This is a genomic window from Butyrivibrio sp. WCE2006 (genome assembly GCF_000701985.1).
GTDB lineage: Bacteria > Bacillota > Clostridia > Lachnospirales > Lachnospiraceae > Butyrivibrio.
On sequence record NZ_JNKH01000025.1, the window covers coordinates 26,779 to 45,998 of the forward strand.

A 19,220-nucleotide genomic window follows, 5' to 3' on the forward strand; every position below is an offset into this window, starting at 1 on the left:
CCAAGGAGGTACTTTCAAAACTGTGAATACAAAGTATAAGTGTCAACTACCCATCACCTAAAGGTAATGGGCTTGCATCTACCCTGTAGTTTGTTGCAATAACTCCTACATTTTAGCGGTGTGACTTCCGTGGTGATGCATCATAGGGTGGTTGACAACACCCTTTACAGACAAGATATGCTCATCTGTAACTGTATCAGGTACTCTGTATGTAAACCTCACGGATTACATATTCCCATGCCATACAGTATACGCAAACGCTTGAGTATATTTTACGCCGTTGCAAGTCTTATAACGGCAACCTCATATATACTTGCCAATGTACGAAAGAGTGCCTTTGGCGAACAGCGCGCCTAACGGTTTTCTCTTGGAACTTGCTGTTATGTATATTATAGCACATATGTTCTTGGACAACAATTATGCGGTCATAACGGTTACGGATGGCTATGAAATCATCCCGGAGATCAAAGAGATAGAAGCGCCATAACCGAGGTCTCGGTTGCAAAGGCTGCAGCAGTTTACGATGATTACATATTCGGAATAGGAAGTAGTTATTTGCAGTTTCGGTCATATATCTTTTCCGGTCCTCTAGTTAATATATTTTTAAAGCTACATGACTGATGTATTAGTATGCCATGAGAAGAAAAGGGGATTTAAATTAATGATTAGATGTAATAAATGTGACGTTGAGATGCTTACTGCAAGTATTAACACGACATATCCGGTTTCACTTCCGGTGATGCTTGTAAACAGGGAGAAGGGACTCTTTGCAACTGAACACAAAAGTGAACTCTTATGCTACGTGTGCCCGGAGTGTGGTCATATAGAGTTGTATGCAAAAGATCCTCAAAAACTCAAAGAGGATTCGAAAAAAACTCTGTAAGCATGAAACTCAAAACAGGCACAATAATAGCATATTCTGTCAGAGGTTTTTCCGGGTTAAGGGGGTATGATACTAACGACTGTGTGCATAACCGGGAAATGTTATAATACAGGCGTTTCTTACTTTCATCGACTTACTGAAAGGATATGGAATCATGAAGAGTGTTGATCGCCGGAATCTGTCAGTCATTATATTCTACTTCAAAATCTTTAAAGAAAGCCTCTGTTCCGATTTCAGAAAAGAATCCTATAGATCCATGTGCATCTTTACCGTGTTTCATAAAATGAACCACAAGTACAGGATCTTTTTCTTCATTCAAATAAAACTGAGCTTTTTCATCATGAATAATGGCTGTCAGCTGTACCCACTCATTTAATCCATTATGAATCGGCGCTTCATAATTAGTGATTCCAAATTCTCTAAAATAAGCAAAAGTATATCCCGGATAAGAAAAGTACTGACATCCATGTGCCTTACGCACAGGATCATTTGTCGTCCCATTAGTTGGCCTTATATAAAAAGATTCGAACTCGCTATTATCCTGATTTACCCTAAAAACGATCCCTATGAATCCTCTGGCGAAATCCGGAGCGTCGGGAAGAAGCCTGCTCAACATTTTTACCCTGATGATACCATTATGGAAATCTATATTTCTCAGTTTGACAAAGGTATTCTCATCGAACTGCATGATTTTTTCCTTTTTTATGACCCTGAAAACCTTCTCTCCATCTAGCTTTTCCTGAGTAACTGTTGTGTGTACCGGAATAAATTCTTCCAAATCTTCATATCTTGTCATCATTGATGTGTTGTCCTTTCATCTATTTCGAGTAAATGTCTATAATCCATCAAATCACGATTAACTAATACTAAAATTTTAACCATTTCAACAATAAAAATAAAGCCCACTAATGTGAGCTTTATTCTGTATACAAATTTAATCTGTGAATAGTAACGAGGGGTTAAACAACTAAAAAATAATTAGCACTCTGCTTGACAGAGTGCTAATTTGGTGTTATACCATATATAGAACAAAGGAACAGAGAAGACCGTTAGGACTTATGAATTCCAATGATCCAAAGAGTGGAATCGCCCCCTCCTCATGGTCGGCGGCATATCGGTCGCCACATGAGAGTCAGCTTCGCTGATGGTGGCTCCCTCCCTCCGTCCCAATGCTCAAAAATAAATGTTTTTGATGCAAAGGAGGAAAAAACTATGTTAGCACCAAGTATTTTTGAAGAAAATCTATTTGACAATCTTTTTAATTTCCCTGATTTCAGAGAACAGAATAACATGGAGCGTAAGCTTTATGGAAGACATGCCGACAGGCTGATGAAGACTGATGTTAAGGAAGAGGACAATCAGTATGAAGTAAGCATTGACCTTCCTGGTTTTGCCAAAGAAGATATCAGCCTTGAATTAAACGACGGATATCTTACCATCAGCGCTTCGAAGGACATGAACAATGATAAGAGTGATAAAAAAGGCAGACTAATAAGGCAGGAGCGGTACTCAGGATCCATGCAGCGTAGCTTCTATGTTGGAGAGCAGGTCACAGAAGATGATGTAAAGGCATCCTTCAAACACGGAGTCCTCACGCTGATGATTCCTAAAAAGGAACAGCCTAAGCTTCCTGAAAAGAAGCATATTCAGATAGCATGAAAAGATAAGGCATCTTCTCATAGATAAACTCCTAAAATCCTCCCGGGATGCATCATTTCCGAGAGGATTTTTTTAGGAGTTTATTTATTATGATGTTTAGAACCCAGCAAGGGAGCCCCTACATAAGTCTCGCATATCATCCCTTACATCAAGTCAGGTACTGTTATTGCGACAGTTTGGATGAGACCGGTAAGAAATGTTGCAGAAAAGATCAGATTACACTATCAGATACTTTTTCTTTATTCCTTCTATTTATCAAGTTAGAGACCCCTGCTTTCTTTAATTATCACCTAAAAAATTTAATATGCATATTGAAATTTTGAGAAGTTAGATATATGATTAGTTTAACCGGTTAAACGAGCGAGGATACTAAATGAAACGAGCTACATTAAAAGACGTTGCCGAAAGGGCAGGAGTGTCTAAAGCAACAGTATCATACATATTAAATAATGCGGACAAACCAATTACCGAAGAGACAAGGCTAAAGGTAAAAAAAGCTATTGAAGAGTTGCAGTATGTACCTAACATTGGTGCAGCCTCATTGACTAATAAGACATCTAAGATGATAGGAGTAGTTATTCCGCAGACTGAACCTGGATCTCAGCTTATGTTTCAGAATAGCTTTTATAGTGAAATAATAAGCGCAATTGAATACCATGCAAGAAAGATTGGATATCACATCCTTATTTCCGGCACCGATGTGGACGAATCTTACATAAAACTGATTTATGAGAGGAATCTTGATGCTGTAATAGCTATTGGAGTTTATCCGGATGATTTTTTTGAACAGTTCAAGAAGATCGGGATTCCAACAGTACTTATAGACAGTTATTGTAAGGATGAGCATTTCCATAATATCAGGATAGATGATGAGCTTGGTGCATATATGGCAACAAAGTATCTGCTTGAAAAGCATCATACGAAGATAGGATTTCTTTCAGGAAAAATGAAAGAAGACGGAGTAATCAAGAAACGCCATGAAGGCTATAAGAAGGCTCTTGCAGAGTACGGAATACCTTATGACAAAGATAATATTTTTGAAGTTGAAGTTGATTTTAACAGCGGCATAGAAGCGGCAGAGAAAATAGTAGAGGAAAAAGTAGACATCACAGGTATAGTAACTACTGCGGATGTGCTGGCAATCGGCGCTATAAAAGGATTCCATCAGATGGGTAAGAGAGTGCCGCAAGATTATTCTGTTATAGGATTTGATGATCTTGAAATATCTAAATATATAACGCCGGGCCTTACTACAATAAAGCAGGATATATATGGAAAAGGAAAATGCGCTGTGGATATTTTGGAAAAAGCTCTCGAAGATAAGAATTATCCCAAGCAGGATGTGACAATGAAATTTGAAGTTATTGAGAGAGAAAGTGTAAGGGATCTTTCATGATAAGACTGGAAACTGATAAGACTTGTGAAATTATAAAAACAGACAGAGGTGACATTTCAATTTCATATACAAAAGATGAAGATATGTGCTATGCAGTTATTCAAAATAACTATAAGCATGTATATGGTATGGGAGAAAAATTCGACTATATAGACCAGAAGGGACATACCTGTATAAACCGTGTAGAAGAAAAATTCTGTGATCAGGGTGATAAGACCTATTGTAGCATCCCATTCTTTTTTACTGATTCGGGATGGGGAATATTTGTAGAAACCGACTGTGTGACTTCTTTTGAATTTGGAAAAGATATAAGGTTAACCTTTTCGATAGGTGCTTCGTTGTTTCTGTTTCAGGGAGAGCCTTTGAACATAATAAAGGAATTTAACAACTATATCGGACCTATAACCACTCCTCCCGGATATGCGTTTGGTCCATGGGTTTCAGCTAACAGGTGGAACAGTCAGAAGGACGTAGAAGAAGTTGTTACCAATTTGGAAAACTACGATTTTCCGGCGACAGTACTTGTGCTCGAAGCATGGAGTGATGAAGCAACATTCTATATTTGGAATGGTGCAAAATACAATGAGAAGACAGGAAAAGAACCCTTTAAGTATGAAGACTTTGATTTTTCAGAGAGCAAGTACTGGGATGATCCAAGACAAATGGTTGCAGATCTGAAGGAAAAAGGAATTCATACAGTATTATGGCAGATACCTGTCTATAAAAAAATGGAAGAAGGTATCAGCAATCTTCAGAATGAAATGGATGAGAAATATGCGATAGATAACAGGCTTTGTCTATATAAGAAGGATGACTCACCCTATAGGATTCCGGAAGGAAACTGGTTTGCCGGTTCCCTTGTGCCTGATTTTTCAAATCCAAATACGAAAGATGTATGGTTTTCAAAAAGACAATATCTATTGGACATGGGTATTTCCGGATTTAAGACAGATGGTGGTGAATTTATTTATGACGACTTAGTAGTAAGCTGTGACAATAGGACAGGTAAAGAGCTAAAGAATGCATATTGTCAGGAATATACGAGGACTTACTACGATTATCTGGGAAAAGAAAATGTACTGTTTTCAAGAGCCGGATATACAGGAGTTCAGAGAACCCCGATACTGTGGGCAGGAGATCATCAGTCAACGTATAAGGAACTAAAGAATGTATATACAGCTGCAATATCTGCAGCATGTTCCGGAATCATCTTTTGGGGATTCGATATAGGAGGATTTGCAGGACCTTTGCCTTCGGCAGATCTTTATCTTAAGTCAACACAGTTTGCATGTTTCTGTCCTGTAATGCAGTGGCATTCTGAACCGGATGGTGGACAATTTAAGGAAATTCTTAAAGGGGCAGAAGGAAACAATGAGAGAAGTCCATGGAATATTGCACGTTTCTATGGAAAACCTGAGCTGTTAGATGAGATAAGAAAATGGCACAAATTAAGGATGAAACTTATTCCCTATATCAATAGGGAAGCTCGGAAAGCTGCTGATAAGGGAATTCCATTAATGAGAACGCTTTTTATGGAAAACCCGGCAGATGAAAAAGCATATGAATATGAGGATGAATATTATTTTGGCGATGACCTGCTGGTTGCACCTTTATTGGAGAAAAACATAAATAGCAGAAAGCTTTATCTTCCAAAAGGAAAATGGATAGGAATGTTTAGCAAAAACCTGTATGAAGGCGGCAGTGTAGTAAGTTCAGACAATGAGGAATATCCGGTATTTATCAGGCAGGGAGCAGATTTTGATATTGACAGGGAATAGTTATATTTCCTGAAAATATAAAAAGCAAAAATGTATTTTTTAAGGGAGGTTCATAATGAAACGAAAAGCCATATCTGTTTTAATGCAACTATCAATGATGGCAACCCTTCTGTCAGGCTGTGGGAGTGCGAGTCCGGAAACAGCACAGACAGAAGCGCCTAATGAAACTGTGACCGAGAGCTCGTCAGTAGAAGAAACCAGCTCAGAGAGTACTACCGAAGAGGCAGAACCCGGAAAAGCGATCACAATCACTTATGCTAATTTTAATGCATCAGGTGGTAACGAGGCAACACTTGATTCAATGTATCAGGCATTTCACGAGCAAAATCCTGATATTAATGTGGAAATTGAGACAATTGCAATGGATGACTACTTTACCACATTGCAGACAAGAATAGCAGGAGGTACAGCACCTGACTGCTTCGAGATGAATATTGAAAACTTTGCTGCTTATGCATCAAAGGGTATTCTTGCCGAACTTTCAGATGCAGATACTACAGGTCTTAATCAGACTGCACTTTCAGCTTTCACATACGACGGAAAGCAGTATGCACTTCCTGAAAATTTCTCAACGGTAGTACTTGTATATAATAAGGATCTGTTTGATCAGGCAGGAATAGATTATCCTACTTCATCATGGACAAGAGAAGACGTCGATAAAGCAGCAGAAGCAATAAGAGGTCTTGGAGATAATATCTATGGTATTTATCAGCCGGTTACATACAACGAATTCTATAAGGTAGCAGCTCAGTATGGCGGAAGCCTTGTAAGTACTGATGGAAAGACATTTACTATAAATTCAGAAGAGAATATCAAAGCACTTCAGAGTATGGTAGACAGAGTACAGAAGACAAATGTTCAGCCCACAGAGGAACAGATGGGCGGAATGGGTGACTGGGATCTTTTTGAAAGTGGAAGACTCGGAATGATTCCTACTGGTACATGGTGCTTTAATACGTTCACTGATGCATGCGATTTCTCATGGGATATCTGTGTTGAACCCGGTCAGACAAGTAAGGCTACACATTTCTTTGCAAATGCTCTGGTTGTAAATAATGATGCAAGTGATGAAGCAAAAGAAGCTGCTAAGAAGTGGTTATCATTCCTGGCTTCAAGTGACGAGGCAGCCAAGATCAGGCTCGATGCAGGTTGGGATCTTCCGGCACTGAGTGATATGGATGCACTTTCAAGTTATCTTGAGATAACTCCTCCTGAAAACAGGGAAGCAGTGTTTGAATCCCTTGATTCACTTGTACTTCCTCCGATCATTACTGATTACAGCCAGATGTCAGATATCATTTCAGATGCAGTAAGCAAGGCGGCAAGTGGAGAAAGCACCCCGGAAGAAGCTCTTAATGAAGCCCAGAAGCTTTGTGAAGAGCAGATAAACTTACAGTAATAGTAATGAGCCTGCATCCGTATTAGGCTGCAGGCTCAAATTTTGCACGGAGAATGAGTGATGGCAACAATGTCAAAAGAAAGAAAAAAGATAATTCAGGCGATACCATTTATGTTTCCAAGCGTTATAGGAATGATAATATTCAGTTTGCTTCCGATAATAATGGCTACAGCGCTTAGCATGACAGATTGGAGCGGACTTGAGAAATTTTCGATACACACGATACCCGAGCATTTTGTAGGATTAAGCAATTACGCACATTTACTGTCCCATAAAGAGTTTTGGAGTACCTTATTACATGTTGTATATTACATCGTATTGTATATTCCTCTTGGATTTGTGTTTTCGATGGTAATAGCTCTTATCCTCAATACAGAGAAGAAATTAACGGGTGTTATGAGAGTGCTTTTCTATATACCGGTGTTAACATCCTGGGTCGCTGCCAGTCTTATCTGGAAATGGGTGCTTAGTTCTCAGTACGGAGTAATCAATTCTATCATTGGAATATTTGGAATGAGTGGACCGGACTGGCTTACCAACAAGTACTGGGCAATGCCCGGAATCGTACTGGCATCTGTGTGGAAGGATATGGGATATTATGGACTGTATATTTTTGGCGGTTTAAGGGGAATTGATCCTACGTACTATGAGGCAGCAAAAGTGGATGGTGCAGGAAAATTCAGGACCCTGATAAGTGTAACAATGCCACTCTTATCACCTACCTTATTTTACTGCCTGATAATGTCCCTTATAAATGCATTTCAGCTATTCCCACAGGTTCTCATCATGACTGAAGGTGGTCCTAACGGTGCTACACAGGTCATGGTTGAAAGAATCTATACATATGCTTTCAGCTATTTCAAGATGGGATATGCTGCTGCATATTCATGGCTGTTGTTTTTGATAATACTCATTTTGACTCTCATTCAGTTGAAGGTACAGAAAGTGTGGGTGCATTATGAATCATAAGACTCAAAAACTAATATATAATGTTTTATTCTACATAGGATCAGCATTACTCTTGGTTATAGTAACTATTCCTTTGTATTGGATGATATCGACATCACTAAAATCAAAAGGTGCATTGATGGCGCTTCCTATACAGTGGATTCCGAAAAAGCCGACACTTAATTCTTATAAAAAGGTGTTTATGCTCTTTCCCTTTGCAAGGGCAATAGCCAACAGCGCATTCATAACTATCGCTTATGTTGTGATCACAGTTTTGTCAGCATCCATGGCGGCTTTTGCCATCTCCAAAATAAGATTTAAAGGTGCAAATGTGGTTTTTGCAATGTATCTGACATCCATGATGATACCGGTTCAGATCACACTTATTCCAATGTTTATCATAATGAATAAATTTTCTTTGATAAATACATATACAAGCGTTATTTCTCCTGCTATTTTTAAGGCATTTGCAGTATTTTTGCTGGTACAAAATATGAGAGCACTTCCGGATGATTATCTCGAGGCAGCAAGAATCGATGGAGCAGGAATGTTCAAAATATATAAGGATGTGATAATGCCTATGATGATTCCAACAGTAGCCACATTAGCTATAACAACTTTCATGGAAGCATGGAATGACTACTTATGGCCACTTGTAATGCTATCAGATAAAAATAAGATGACGCTGACTCTTGCATTAAATACACTTAACGGCCAGTATGACACTGAATATAATGTGTTGATGGCAGGAAGTCTTATCTCAATGATACCAATAATAATCATATACATTATTGCCCAGACCCAGATGAAGCAGGGGATTACCGTAGGAGGAGTAAAAGGATAATGATAAAAAAATACAGGATAGGAAATCCGATCGAGACAGATTCTGTAGTAACCAATATAGATATTGAAAATAGTAAAATTCCTTACTTTGAAGCACTAAGCGACAAGAGAGAACTGACACTTAGTATGTCAAAAAAGGACAGAATATATGGACTTGGAGAGACAGTAAGGGGAATAAATAAAAGAGGATATATCTACACAAGCAACTGTTCTGATGATCCCAATCACACAGAGGATAAGAGATCCTTGTATGCAGCGCAGAATTTCTTTGTCTATTGGGGAAAAGAAATGGGCTTTGGAATGTATGTAGATACACCTGGACAGGTATCTTTTGATATTGGGTATACTGACAAGGACACCTTTTCCATATTATTTGAAGATTATGATGCATATATTTATGTCATAGATGGAGAAAGTATTAAGGATATTGTAAAACAGTTCCGCAAAATAATAGGTAAAAGTTATGTTCCACCAAGATGGGCATTTGGATTTGGCCAAAGCAGGTGGAGTTATATGAATGAGCAGGAAGTCAGGGATGTCGTAGATAATTATGATAAGCAAAATATTCCTATCGACAGTGTCTATCTTGATATCGATTACATGGAAAGATATAAGGACTTTACCATAGATGAGGAGAGATTTCCGAATTTTAAGGACTTTGTAAAAGAGATGGCAGACAAAGGTATCCACCTCGTACCTATCATTGATGCCGGGGTAAAGATCGAAGACGGTTACGATGTATATGAGGAAGGAATTAAAAATGACTATTTCTGCAAAAAAGAAAATGGAGAAAACCTTGTTGCAGCAGTATGGCCGGGGAAGGTACATTTTCCGGATTTCTTAAATGAGGATGCGAGACGCTGGTTTGGCGACAAGTATAAGGTTCTTTTGGATTATGGAATAGACGGTTTTTGGAATGATATGAATGAGCCTGCTATCTTTTATACAGAAGACCATTTAAAGGAAGTATTCGAGCAGTTAAAGGATTATGAAGGCCAAAATCTGGATATAAGATCATTCTTCAAGATGCAGGATATTGTCGGTGGACTTGAAAATAATGAAGAGGATTACAGAAGGTTTTACCACAACTATAAAGGAAAAAAATATCGACATGATAAAGTTCATAATCTTTTCGGGTACAATATGACAAGAGCTGCCGGAGAGGCTTTTGAAAGATTGTCTCCAAATAAACGAATATTGATGTTTTCTAGATCTTCATATATAGGAATGCATCGATATGGCGGTGTGTGGTGTGGTGATAATAAATCCTGGTGGAGTCACCTTTTGCTTAATATACAACAGATGCCGGCACTTAACATGTGCGGATTTTTATACAGCGGAGCAGATGTAGGCGGCTTTGGCGCAGATGTCACAGAAGATCTTATGATGAGATGGTTAGAATTTGGTATTTTCACGCCTCTTTTCAGAAACCATTCAGCAGAAGGTACGAGGAGGCAGGAATTCTATAGGTTTTCGGATACAGAGAGCTTTAAAAACATTGTCAGACTCAGATATTCGCTCATACCTTATCTTTATTCAGAGTTTATGAAGGCAGTTAACAGCGACGGAATGTTATTTACTCCTTTATGCTTCGAATATCCCGATGATGATATGGCTTATGAAGTAGAGGATCAGCTCTTTGTGGGAGAAAGCATCATGATAGCACCTGTCTATAAGCAGAATGTAACCGGAAGATATGTATATTTGCCGGAGGAAATGAAGCTTTGCAGATTCAGAAGTTATGATGATTACGATGTTGAGATAATAGATAAAGGACACCACTATATTAAAGCCGAGCTTAATGAGGTTCTGGTGTTCATAAGAAGAGGACATTCACTTCCTTTGACATCGCCTGCAGACAGGACGGAAAAAATAGATTATTCTAACCTGAAATATGTATGAGGCACCGGGGATGTTTCAGATTGACGCACTATAAATGAATAGCCTCAATTATTTATGCGGGACATTCCTTTTATGGAAAAAAGTGTATAATACCCCTTTCCCCAAGAACTACAAGGCCGGACGCCTATTTCTTGCAATATATTGTGTACGGAATTACAATTTTAAAGTAACGTAAACAAATCTGTCTATGCAGTTAAATATCGTTTGGGATTAATATAAGAAAGGCTAATCATGAAGACTAAATATCCCTTAGATAAAAAACTAAGAAGCTTAACGATGGCACATCTGTTTCCCAACATTCATGTCTATCCATTTGTGAATGTGTTTATGGGAATGATTCCCTGCAGATCTGATGAAAAAGTATACAGACACACCGGTTTTGGACACAGGCCTTGCAAAAATGTATTGGGATGAAATGCTGATAAATGGACTTCCCCGGCATATAGAGTATGCTTCTCCGATGGAAGCAGAGTCTTTTTCAGGATTCCCGACTACATATATAGAGATTGCGGAATTTGATTGCCTTCACGATGATGGGATTTTATTTGCGGAAAAACTGAAATCAGCGGATATACCCGTAGAGCTTCATGAAGTAAAAGGCACCTGTCATGGTTTTGAAGTTGCTCTTAAGAGCAGGATTGTCAGGGAGTCGATTGACAGGAGGATTGTCTGGATAAAGAAAACATTAGAATAAGATATGAGGAGGTTCATGTGAAGAAGATACTTGGCAGAATCATAATTGTAATACCGGCGATTGCATTACAGATAGCTTGGTTTTATCTTACACTGAGCTTTTTAAGGAAAATAACCGGCGGATATATTGTTGATATTGTAAATGGCTTATTTACTGTGCTTGCTGTGTTCTTTGTTACAAGACTCATCGCAAGAAGAGATGAAAGTACCTACAAGCTGCTTTGGGTTTTAGTGATAGTGGCACTCCCTGTTCTGGGTGCGATGCTATATTTTACCCTCGGAAATAAAACAACCGGCAAGGGTCTTCGCGTTAAACTTCAGGAATCTGCATCTGATTTAAACAGATTGTATGGCACAGACCGAATTAAGAATACCGAATATATCGATGAGATCAAAAAAGAAGATTATCGCCTGGGGCAGACACTGTCCTTTGTCAGCGAAACTACAGGCTTTGACATTGTGAAAAATGATACTTCAAAATACTATCCTTTCGGTGAAGATATGTTTGCCGATATGTGCAAGGATTTGAAGACTGCAGAAAAATTCATATTCATCGAGTATTTTATTATCCAGTCAGGAAAGTTCTGGGATACAATTACAGACATTCTGGGAGAAAGAGTTCAGGCCGGTGTGGATGTAAGAGTAATGTATGATGATCTTGGAAGCATTGCTACATACTCTGTAAAAGACATAGCTGAACTCTCCGGGAAGGGAATCAAGTGTATTCCCTTCAATCCCTTCTTTTTGATCAAGTCACAGCTCAATAACAGGGATCATCGAAAGATTATGGTTATTGATGGAAAAATCGCATACAGTGGCGGCGTGAATCTTGCAGATGAGTATATAAATGAGAAGCAGATGTTTGGAAAATGGAAAGATATAGGCTTCCGTGTAACGGGTGAAGTAGTTGACGGCTATACTTACATGTTCGCTGAATTTTGGAATGCGTTCTCTCATCAGAAAATTTCTGATGAAGAGCTTAGAAAAATGGCCATACAGGAAAGAACCTGCGCAGATAATGGCTATGTTTTACCATATTATGATTCTCCGATGCGAGATGAGCATACGAGCAACATTTTTTTTACCGAGATTCTTTCAACCGCAACGGATTATGTCTGGTTCTATACTCCATATCTTATGCTTGGTGATGCGCTCTTTGATGCTTTCATCAGGGCAGCTCGCAGAGGGCTTGATGTAAGGATTATTATGCCTGGGATTCCTGATAAGAAGCTTGTTTATCGTCTATCCAGGAGTTATTATGAGGATCTTTTGAAAGCAGGCGTGAAAATTTATGAATATACACCGGGATTCGTTCATGCGAAGGCATTCGTTTCAGATGACAAGATAGCAGGAATCGGAACGGTTAATCTTGATTACAGGAGTCTGTTCCTTCACTTTGAATGCAGCTCTGTCTTTTACAGAGCTGACATTGTCAGTGAATTAAAAGCAGACTATTTAAATACTTTAAAAGACTGCAGAGAAAGGCATTTAGAGGATATAAACCGAGGCTTTATCCACAATACCGTAAATAATTTCCTTAGAGTCGCAGCACCATTATTGTAAAATGAGGAACACTAATGAAATATAATTGTTTTTTGATATATATAAAGGAAATAACCGATTTAGATAAAAATTTTCAAGCAAGGCTTAATCTCATCCCTTATGACGGTTTCCCAGAGGTTAAAAAGAATAATAGCGGAAGTGTGGCTTTATTATTTTTTTACAAATGAAATAAATGCAAAATGGTAAAATGTAACTGATATGTTGTTTGTAAAAATTTACTTCGGGACGAGGTGGAAATTATGATTAGAGTAACAGCAGGAGATGCATTGCATTTATATGGAAATGTTGGACGTGGAAGCTATTCGGTTAGACTGTGTATCCGAATGGATGAAAATATAGATGGCAAGCTCCTTGCCAATGCTTTGAAAAACACTGAAAAGAGATACCCATATTTATGTGTACGACTTATGAAGAATGACACTGAATATTACTACGAAGAAAATGACAACCCGGTGTGTCTCTTTAATACAAGTGAACAGATAACGTTAAATGCTGCAGAAACTAATTACCATGTCTGGGCAGTCTGTTATAAGAATGATTACATTTACCTGGACTTTTTTCATGGTATATGTGATGGAACCGGAATGTATTATGTCCTGAGCACACTGCTTTACTATTATCTGTCAGAAAGATATGGACATATCAGCCACGAGGGAATAAGAACGCTTGATGATCCCATTGAAGAAGGTGAATATCTTGATCCTGTGGATACACTTCCGGAAGTTGATCTGTCACAGATGCCGCAAAGTCTTAACAGGTTTAACCCTGCATTTTCAATTGTAAAAGACGGAAAAATGACCATTATTGATAAGCCAGTGGTAAGGGATGTTATCATTCCTGAAAAAGAACTGCTTAAATTCACCTCTGCAAATGACGCTAGTCCCGGAACTTTCATAGCGGTTCTTGTTGCAAGAGCTATCGATAAGCTAAATCCTGAAAGAGAAAAGGATATCATTGGATCATACATAGTAAATGGAAGACCAATGCTCGGAAAGTCCTGTACGCACCATAACTGCGTTAATACTACCATATTAAAATACTCTGATAAGCTAAAGAAAATGCCGCTGGACAGGCAGTGCACAGCTTATAGAGGAATGACTTTCCTTCAGAGTGATGCGGAAAATGTTCAAAAAATAATGACTTTTTCATCTTCAAGGAGCAAAATGATCATGAAGATGCCTGACCTTAAAGGTAAAAGAGAGGCCTTTTCCCAAATGATAGATGGTGGAAGGTTGTTCTTTACATATATGGTCAGTTATGTAGGGCAGTGGAAATATGTGGATATTGCAGCACATATCCGAGAGTTCTGGACACATGTACCTGTTGCCAACGGTTTTCTTACAGAAATTGCTGCCGTTAACGGGAATATATTCCTGTCCATACATCAGAATTTCGGAGAGGATATTTATTACAAGTCTTTGCTTAAAGAACTGGAGGATAATGGAATCCCATATACAGAACGAGCAGTTATAATCAATGATATAGCAGGTTTTGCCGAACCATGAAGCAAGGTGGTACAGACAGTGCAAGCAAAGAATATTGAGGAATGTGGTAGCTATGCCATTGCTGAAATGGAGGATAATCAGAATGAAGAATACATTATGCAGGCTATAACGCATGCATGATTCGCACAAAAAAGTAAGTGTAAAACAGACCTTTATCAGTGTAATTGATAAGGTCTGTTTTTCTCTGTAGTAGTGTATTTTTGGGAGTGGAGGTGACTGAGTTGAAAAAGAGAAAAAAGAAACCTATTGGAGTGATCATTACGACTACTGTGTTGCTGGTAATGGTAGTCTGCGGTCTTGTGTATAGCCATTTTGGCGCATCCTACTAAGACAAGACCCAAAACAGGAGATACACTATGAAATTAACAAAACTTGGTATATGTGGAATTATCAGCCTGCTTTCATATACGGCGATGGTTGTGTTTTCGCCTCTTGCTTATCCGGGATATGACTGGCTTAGCATGGCGGTAAGTGATCTAAGTGCTGTTGGAGCTCCATCTGCGGAGCTTGCCGGGCAGCTGAATGCCTTGTATGGACCGTGCGGGCTGGTTTCTATCATGGCCGTCTGCGTGGCTTCTCAGAATCTTAAGACTAAGGTTTTGAGGCTGGGAATATATTTCTTTGCTGCTATGGAATGGATTTCGGATGTAGGATACAAGCTTTTTCCATGGGTGGCAGATGCTGACAGTAGTCACCCCCAGAACATAATGCACCTTATAGTAACTGCTCTAGTGGTGATCTTTTCTCTGACAGCGCTTATCCTCTCAATAATCGGAGCTAAAAAAGAGGGGATGAAATCTCTTTTTATATGGGCCTGCGTGTGCCTTGCTGCGATGCTCCTTGGGCCTGTCGGAACAGGAATCATGCCAAAGGCAGTATTCGGGTTGTTTGAGAGATTCAGTACCTTTTCGGCAGTAACATTTAACGCAGTGTTGGGAACATTCTTGTTTCTTGGAAAATTCGGTAAGAGTTTTGACTGATCTGCAAAATATAATAAAGTAAGTGAAAAACAGACCTTTATCAGTGTAACTGATAGGGGCTGTTTTTTATTGTGATAGATTAGGGTGTGAAAGGGGAGTGGCATCAAGTAAAGCTTTGGTATGGTTATTGAAAGGAGTAAGAAAATGAATAGAAAACATGAAATTATATGTAATAGCGAAAGAGAAATGGACAGACGGGCAGATTCCTTGATAGAGCAGGGATACACGGTTGAGAGACATTCAGGTGTATTGCCTCTTCAGCCGGTTAGCATCCCCACATATAAAGTAGTATTTTGGGGGTGAATCAGCGTAAAACAGGAAGAGAAAAACATATTAGGAAAAGGAGATTGGCCATGACGGATTATATCGCATTCTGCGGACTTGAGGGTAAATAAACTCAGGACTTTGATATAATGTGTTGTAGTTAAAGATAATCGCGCTATGACAGGGGAATTTATGGAAAACAAGGATTTTATTGAGGGTTCTGAATTACGTATTGCTATATGTGATGATGACAAGTCTGATCGGGAAAAGGTACATGTTCTTCTTCAGGATTACTTGAAGAAAAACTCTATAAAAGCTCAGGTCAGAATATTTGATCATCCTGACACACTTATAGAGGAGTGCGAGCATTACAGACCTCATATTTACATTCTGGATATAGTTATGCCAATGGTTACAGGAATACAGGCTGCCAGAGAACTTCGGTGGAATCAGCCGGATGCCCAGATCATTTTTGCAACTTCTGAGAGCTCATATGCGCTGGAGTCTTTTGATGTAAATCCCATAAATTATATTTTGAAGCCGATTGAAAAGGAAAAGTTCTTTTCAACTCTTGATCTGGCTATTTCCCGCGTGGATATCGGTAGTGATAAAAGCGTCTGTATAAAGATAAAGGGTGGTATGCAGACCCTGCACCTTAGTGACATTCTTTATATAGAATATCGTAATCATGTGGTTTCATACCATATGGATAATGGTGAGATCATATCAACCCCAACCCTGAGAATAGGATTTGCAGAATATCTTTCAGAAAATCATTCCGGAAAAGATTTTGTAAGATGCCATGAATCTATAGCTGTGAACATAGCAGCAATTGATAAATTGACCAAGATAGATATTACACTTCGCGGTGGGGAACAGATACCTGTCACAAAGAGTAGATATTCTGAAGTTATGGATAGTTACATGGACTTTAGGCTGTAAGAACCTAGCGAAGTACTTTTGAGCTTGGTTCGCGCGTCTTCCGGCGAGCGAATGCGAGAGCGGAAGTTCATTATAAGGAGAGTTACTGATAATGGATAACAAAGCAAACAATTATGATATTCCCAAGAGAGACGGAAGTGTGTGGCCAGAAGATATCTGCCCTGCATACACACCAAGAGAGGATGCAATTCCAAGCTTGAAAGGCTGCTGGTACTGTAAATATGCAGATTTTCATCTTAAAGAAGAAAGGGCACTTGAGGTAGGCATCTGCAAATGGCCAAAAAAAATTATTGATTAAGATGGAAATGAAAAATGATTTTTATAACACCAGTGCTTGGAATTATAGGCATAATAGGAGGACTGCCTGGAACTTGAAATGGTATTATGAAAGACCGGAAAAATTAACGATGCTATAATAATTTAGAAATACATAGTATCAAGGGGGGATTAGTTATGGCTGACCTTTTGTCCAATCCATATACATTGCTGCTATTAGGGGATATAGTAGCTCTTTTTGTGTACTATGCCATACATTTGAGTTTTTACGTGATGCGAGAATTCTTTAAGAAGCATAGGATTCTCGTATTTATGATATATGCATTAACTGTGCTGTCTTTCTTTTACGCCAATACGCTGGGAGTGATTTATATAAATCTGATAGCATCATACCTGGCATTCCTCATTCCATTATTCATTTGCTATAAAGTTAATAATATTCGAGGCATAATATATTTCATTTTCTATTTTGCTGCCCAGAGCGCAATTGAAGTATTCATCACGATTTATGTTCAAGGCGTTCAGAGTATGGATATGGTTAAGATAAACTATGACTTTATGACTCCTCAGAGCTATGGAATTATCTTGTCTTTGCAGATTATTGTGGTCAGAGTCATCTGTCTTTTCGGAAATAAGGATAAGGACAAGGACAAGAGGCTTGATAAGGAAATGCTTCCATATGTTGTGCTGCCAATCGCTACTATCATTATTTTGGTTCTTGATGGCAACAGATATCTTAGAGGAGAGGAATATAACCTTTCCCAATATACTGAACTTATGGTGGTTCTTGTAGCTATTAACATACTTGTCTTTGGATTTCTTGAAAAACACACAAGACTCATGAAAATGGAGATGGAAGCAAGGCAAAATGAGTTAAAGCTTCAATCAGATGCGGTTATTATGGAGATTGCAACCAAAGCCATGAGGGAACGACTTGCTATTTCTGAGAGCATCATGCAGCAGGACAGAGCCATGCGTCATGACAGAAGACATTTTGAGGCTCTTCTTCAAACTCTTTTACAGGATGGTAAGACGCAGGAAGCCCTGGATTGTCTTAATGAGAGGCTCAAACAGGAACCCCACTCTGTAAAAAGATATTGCGATAATACTACACTTAATGCGGCAATCACACATTACCTGTCTATGGCCGAAAAAGAGAATATAAAGGTAAATATATCTGCTAATATCCCTGCAAATCTGAATGTGGATGAGATGCAGCTTGCCATAGTGATCAGTAACCTTATAGAGAATGCTATCCATGCTTGCGAAAAAGTTCCTGAGAGTGAGAGACGGATTGACATCACGGCAAGGTATAAAAGTCAGCTTCTGTTTGAGATCACGAACTCATGCGCTGAGGAAGTAAAGCTGGATGAGGAAGGACATCCGTTTAATACTGAGGAAGAGCATGGAATAGGAACAAGAAGTGTTCTTAACTTTATAAATCAGACAGATAGCGAGATTAGATATATAGCAGAAGAGAAGACTTTTAAGGTCAGGATGCTGATAAATTAAAGAATAAGTGTAAAACAGACCTAAATCAGTGAAACTGGGGTGGTCTGTTTTATTTTTGGGGGATAATAGTATTGTGAAAGGGAGAAACTGATTATGGTTACGAAGAAGGAACTAAAAGAATCACTAAAAGCACTTGGGATAGAAAATGGGATGACCTTGGAGGTACATTCTTCACTAAGCAGTTTCGGCGAACTAGAGGGTGGTGCAGAAACAGTGATAGATACGTTAAAAGAGCTTGTTACAACAGAGGGCAGTATTTTCATGCCTGCACTACGCCTAAGCCCAGAACTGCCGCTATCTGAGGAAGATAAAAAGCTTGGTGTTACCGTGAAAATAAAAGTACTTCCAGCTGATGCAGACAGGACAGCCATGGGAATAATTGCTGATACATTCAGGAAAATGCCAGACACCTATACGGGAACAGATACGATCAGCACTTCCGGTTGGGGAAAGCACGGAAAAAAGGCGGTGGAAAGCGGCCTCGATTATCCAATCCACAATGGAGGAAAAGCTCTTTTGCTGGGAGTTGATATATATAAATTGACAGCGATGCATTACGTGGAAAGTATCACACCTGAGGATATCAATAAGAGGTTTGAACCAATGTCATTTACTTTAGCAGATTTTCGTAAATAACGAAGATCTGCTTTTTTCTTACCCCTAACAAAAATTATTAT

At 38.8% G+C, this 19,220-nt stretch carries 19 protein-coding genes; 18 read left to right on the forward strand and 1 reads right to left on the reverse strand.

All coding sequences use genetic code 11. The features are described 5' to 3' along the window. Positions 1-319: 319 nt before the first annotated feature. Positions 320-487, forward strand: a complete 168-nt coding sequence (locus tag T501_RS21375) for a hypothetical protein (protein WP_155994865.1) — start codon at positions 320-322, stop codon at positions 485-487. A gap of 174 nt (positions 488-661) precedes the next feature. Further along, entirely contained in the window at positions 662-883 is a 222-nt protein-coding gene (locus T501_RS13745; protein WP_050008314.1) for a hypothetical protein, read from the forward strand. A 181-nt stretch (positions 884-1,064) separates the two neighbouring features. On the opposite strand, the gene T501_RS13750 is transcribed toward T501_RS13745, so the two are convergent. Continuing rightward, entirely contained in the window at positions 1,065-1,682 is a 618-nt protein-coding gene (locus T501_RS13750) for a hypothetical protein (protein ID WP_026497807.1), read from the reverse strand. Positions 1,683-2,095: 413 nt separating this feature from the next. On the opposite strand from T501_RS13750, the gene T501_RS13755 reads away from it, so the two are divergent. From T501_RS13755 to T501_RS20350, 16 genes are all read left to right on the forward strand, one after another. Next, a complete protein-coding gene (locus T501_RS13755) occupies positions 2,096-2,542 on the forward strand; it encodes an Hsp20/alpha crystallin family protein (protein ID WP_026524004.1) in 447 nt (148 codons plus the stop codon). 373 nt (positions 2,543-2,915) lie between these two features. Then, the gene (locus T501_RS13760) at positions 2,916-3,938 is read left to right on the forward strand and encodes a LacI family DNA-binding transcriptional regulator (protein WP_044915412.1); all 1,023 of its coding nucleotides are present in this window, start codon (positions 2,916-2,918) and stop codon (positions 3,936-3,938) included. Beyond that, positions 3,935-5,716 (forward strand): glycoside hydrolase family 31 protein, encoded by a 1,782-nt coding sequence (locus T501_RS13765; RefSeq protein ID WP_050008315.1) that lies wholly within the window; start codon positions 3,935-3,937, stop codon positions 5,714-5,716. Before T501_RS13760 ends, T501_RS13765 begins: the two co-directional genes overlap by 4 nt. Positions 5,717-5,771: 55 nt before the next feature. Beyond that, entirely contained in the window at positions 5,772-7,115 is a 1,344-nt protein-coding gene (locus tag T501_RS13770) for an ABC transporter substrate-binding protein (protein WP_027205197.1), read from the forward strand. Between the two features lie 60 nt (positions 7,116-7,175). Next, on the forward strand, positions 7,176-8,084 hold the full coding sequence (locus T501_RS13775) for a carbohydrate ABC transporter permease (RefSeq protein ID WP_044915413.1): 909 nt from the start codon (positions 7,176-7,178) through the stop codon (positions 8,082-8,084). Further along, complete coding sequence (locus T501_RS13780) at positions 8,074-8,907, forward strand: carbohydrate ABC transporter permease (RefSeq protein ID WP_044915414.1); 834 nt, start codon at positions 8,074-8,076, stop codon at positions 8,905-8,907. Before T501_RS13775 ends, T501_RS13780 begins: the two co-directional genes overlap by 11 nt. Then, a complete protein-coding gene (locus T501_RS13785; protein WP_044915416.1) occupies positions 8,907-10,808 on the forward strand; it encodes a glycoside hydrolase family 31 protein in 1,902 nt (633 codons plus the stop codon). The genes T501_RS13780 and T501_RS13785 overlap by 1 nt, the downstream gene beginning before the upstream one ends. Before the next feature lie 352 nt (positions 10,809-11,160). Next, positions 11,161-11,502: an alpha/beta hydrolase fold domain-containing protein gene (locus tag T501_RS13790; RefSeq protein WP_050008316.1), complete on the forward strand. Its 342-nt coding sequence runs from the start codon at positions 11,161-11,163 to the stop codon at positions 11,500-11,502. Positions 11,503-11,519: 17 nt separating this feature from the next. Further along, positions 11,520-13,064, forward strand: coding sequence for a cardiolipin synthase (gene cls / locus T501_RS13795; protein ID WP_026512236.1), 1,545 nt, complete (start codon positions 11,520-11,522; stop codon positions 13,062-13,064). 239 nt (positions 13,065-13,303) lie between these two features. Then, positions 13,304-14,569: a hypothetical protein gene (locus T501_RS13800; RefSeq protein WP_044915418.1), complete on the forward strand. Its 1,266-nt coding sequence runs from the start codon at positions 13,304-13,306 to the stop codon at positions 14,567-14,569. Between the two features lie 356 nt (positions 14,570-14,925). Continuing rightward, positions 14,926-15,549: a DUF998 domain-containing protein gene (locus tag T501_RS13805; RefSeq protein WP_044915420.1), complete on the forward strand. Its 624-nt coding sequence runs from the start codon at positions 14,926-14,928 to the stop codon at positions 15,547-15,549. Positions 15,550-15,693: 144 nt separating this feature from the next. Beyond that, positions 15,694-15,852 carry a hypothetical protein gene (locus T501_RS21380; RefSeq protein WP_155831585.1) on the forward strand — a complete coding sequence of 53 codons (159 nt, stop codon included), beginning with the start codon at positions 15,694-15,696 and terminating at the stop codon, positions 15,850-15,852. 153 nt (positions 15,853-16,005) lie between these two features. Then, positions 16,006-16,755, forward strand: a complete 750-nt coding sequence (locus T501_RS13810; RefSeq protein ID WP_026512233.1) for a LytR/AlgR family response regulator transcription factor — start codon at positions 16,006-16,008, stop codon at positions 16,753-16,755. 91 nt (positions 16,756-16,846) lie between these two features. Beyond that, the gene (locus tag T501_RS13815) at positions 16,847-17,053 is read left to right on the forward strand and encodes a hypothetical protein (protein WP_029319651.1); all 207 of its coding nucleotides are present in this window, start codon (positions 16,847-16,849) and stop codon (positions 17,051-17,053) included. Between the two features lie 155 nt (positions 17,054-17,208). Further along, positions 17,209-18,543: a sensor histidine kinase gene (locus tag T501_RS13820; RefSeq protein WP_044915424.1), complete on the forward strand. Its 1,335-nt coding sequence runs from the start codon at positions 17,209-17,211 to the stop codon at positions 18,541-18,543. 93 nt (positions 18,544-18,636) lie between these two features. Further along, on the forward strand, positions 18,637-19,179 hold the full coding sequence (locus T501_RS20350) for an AAC(3) family N-acetyltransferase (protein WP_050008317.1): 543 nt from the start codon (positions 18,637-18,639) through the stop codon (positions 19,177-19,179). Positions 19,180-19,220: the final 41 nt, after the last annotated feature.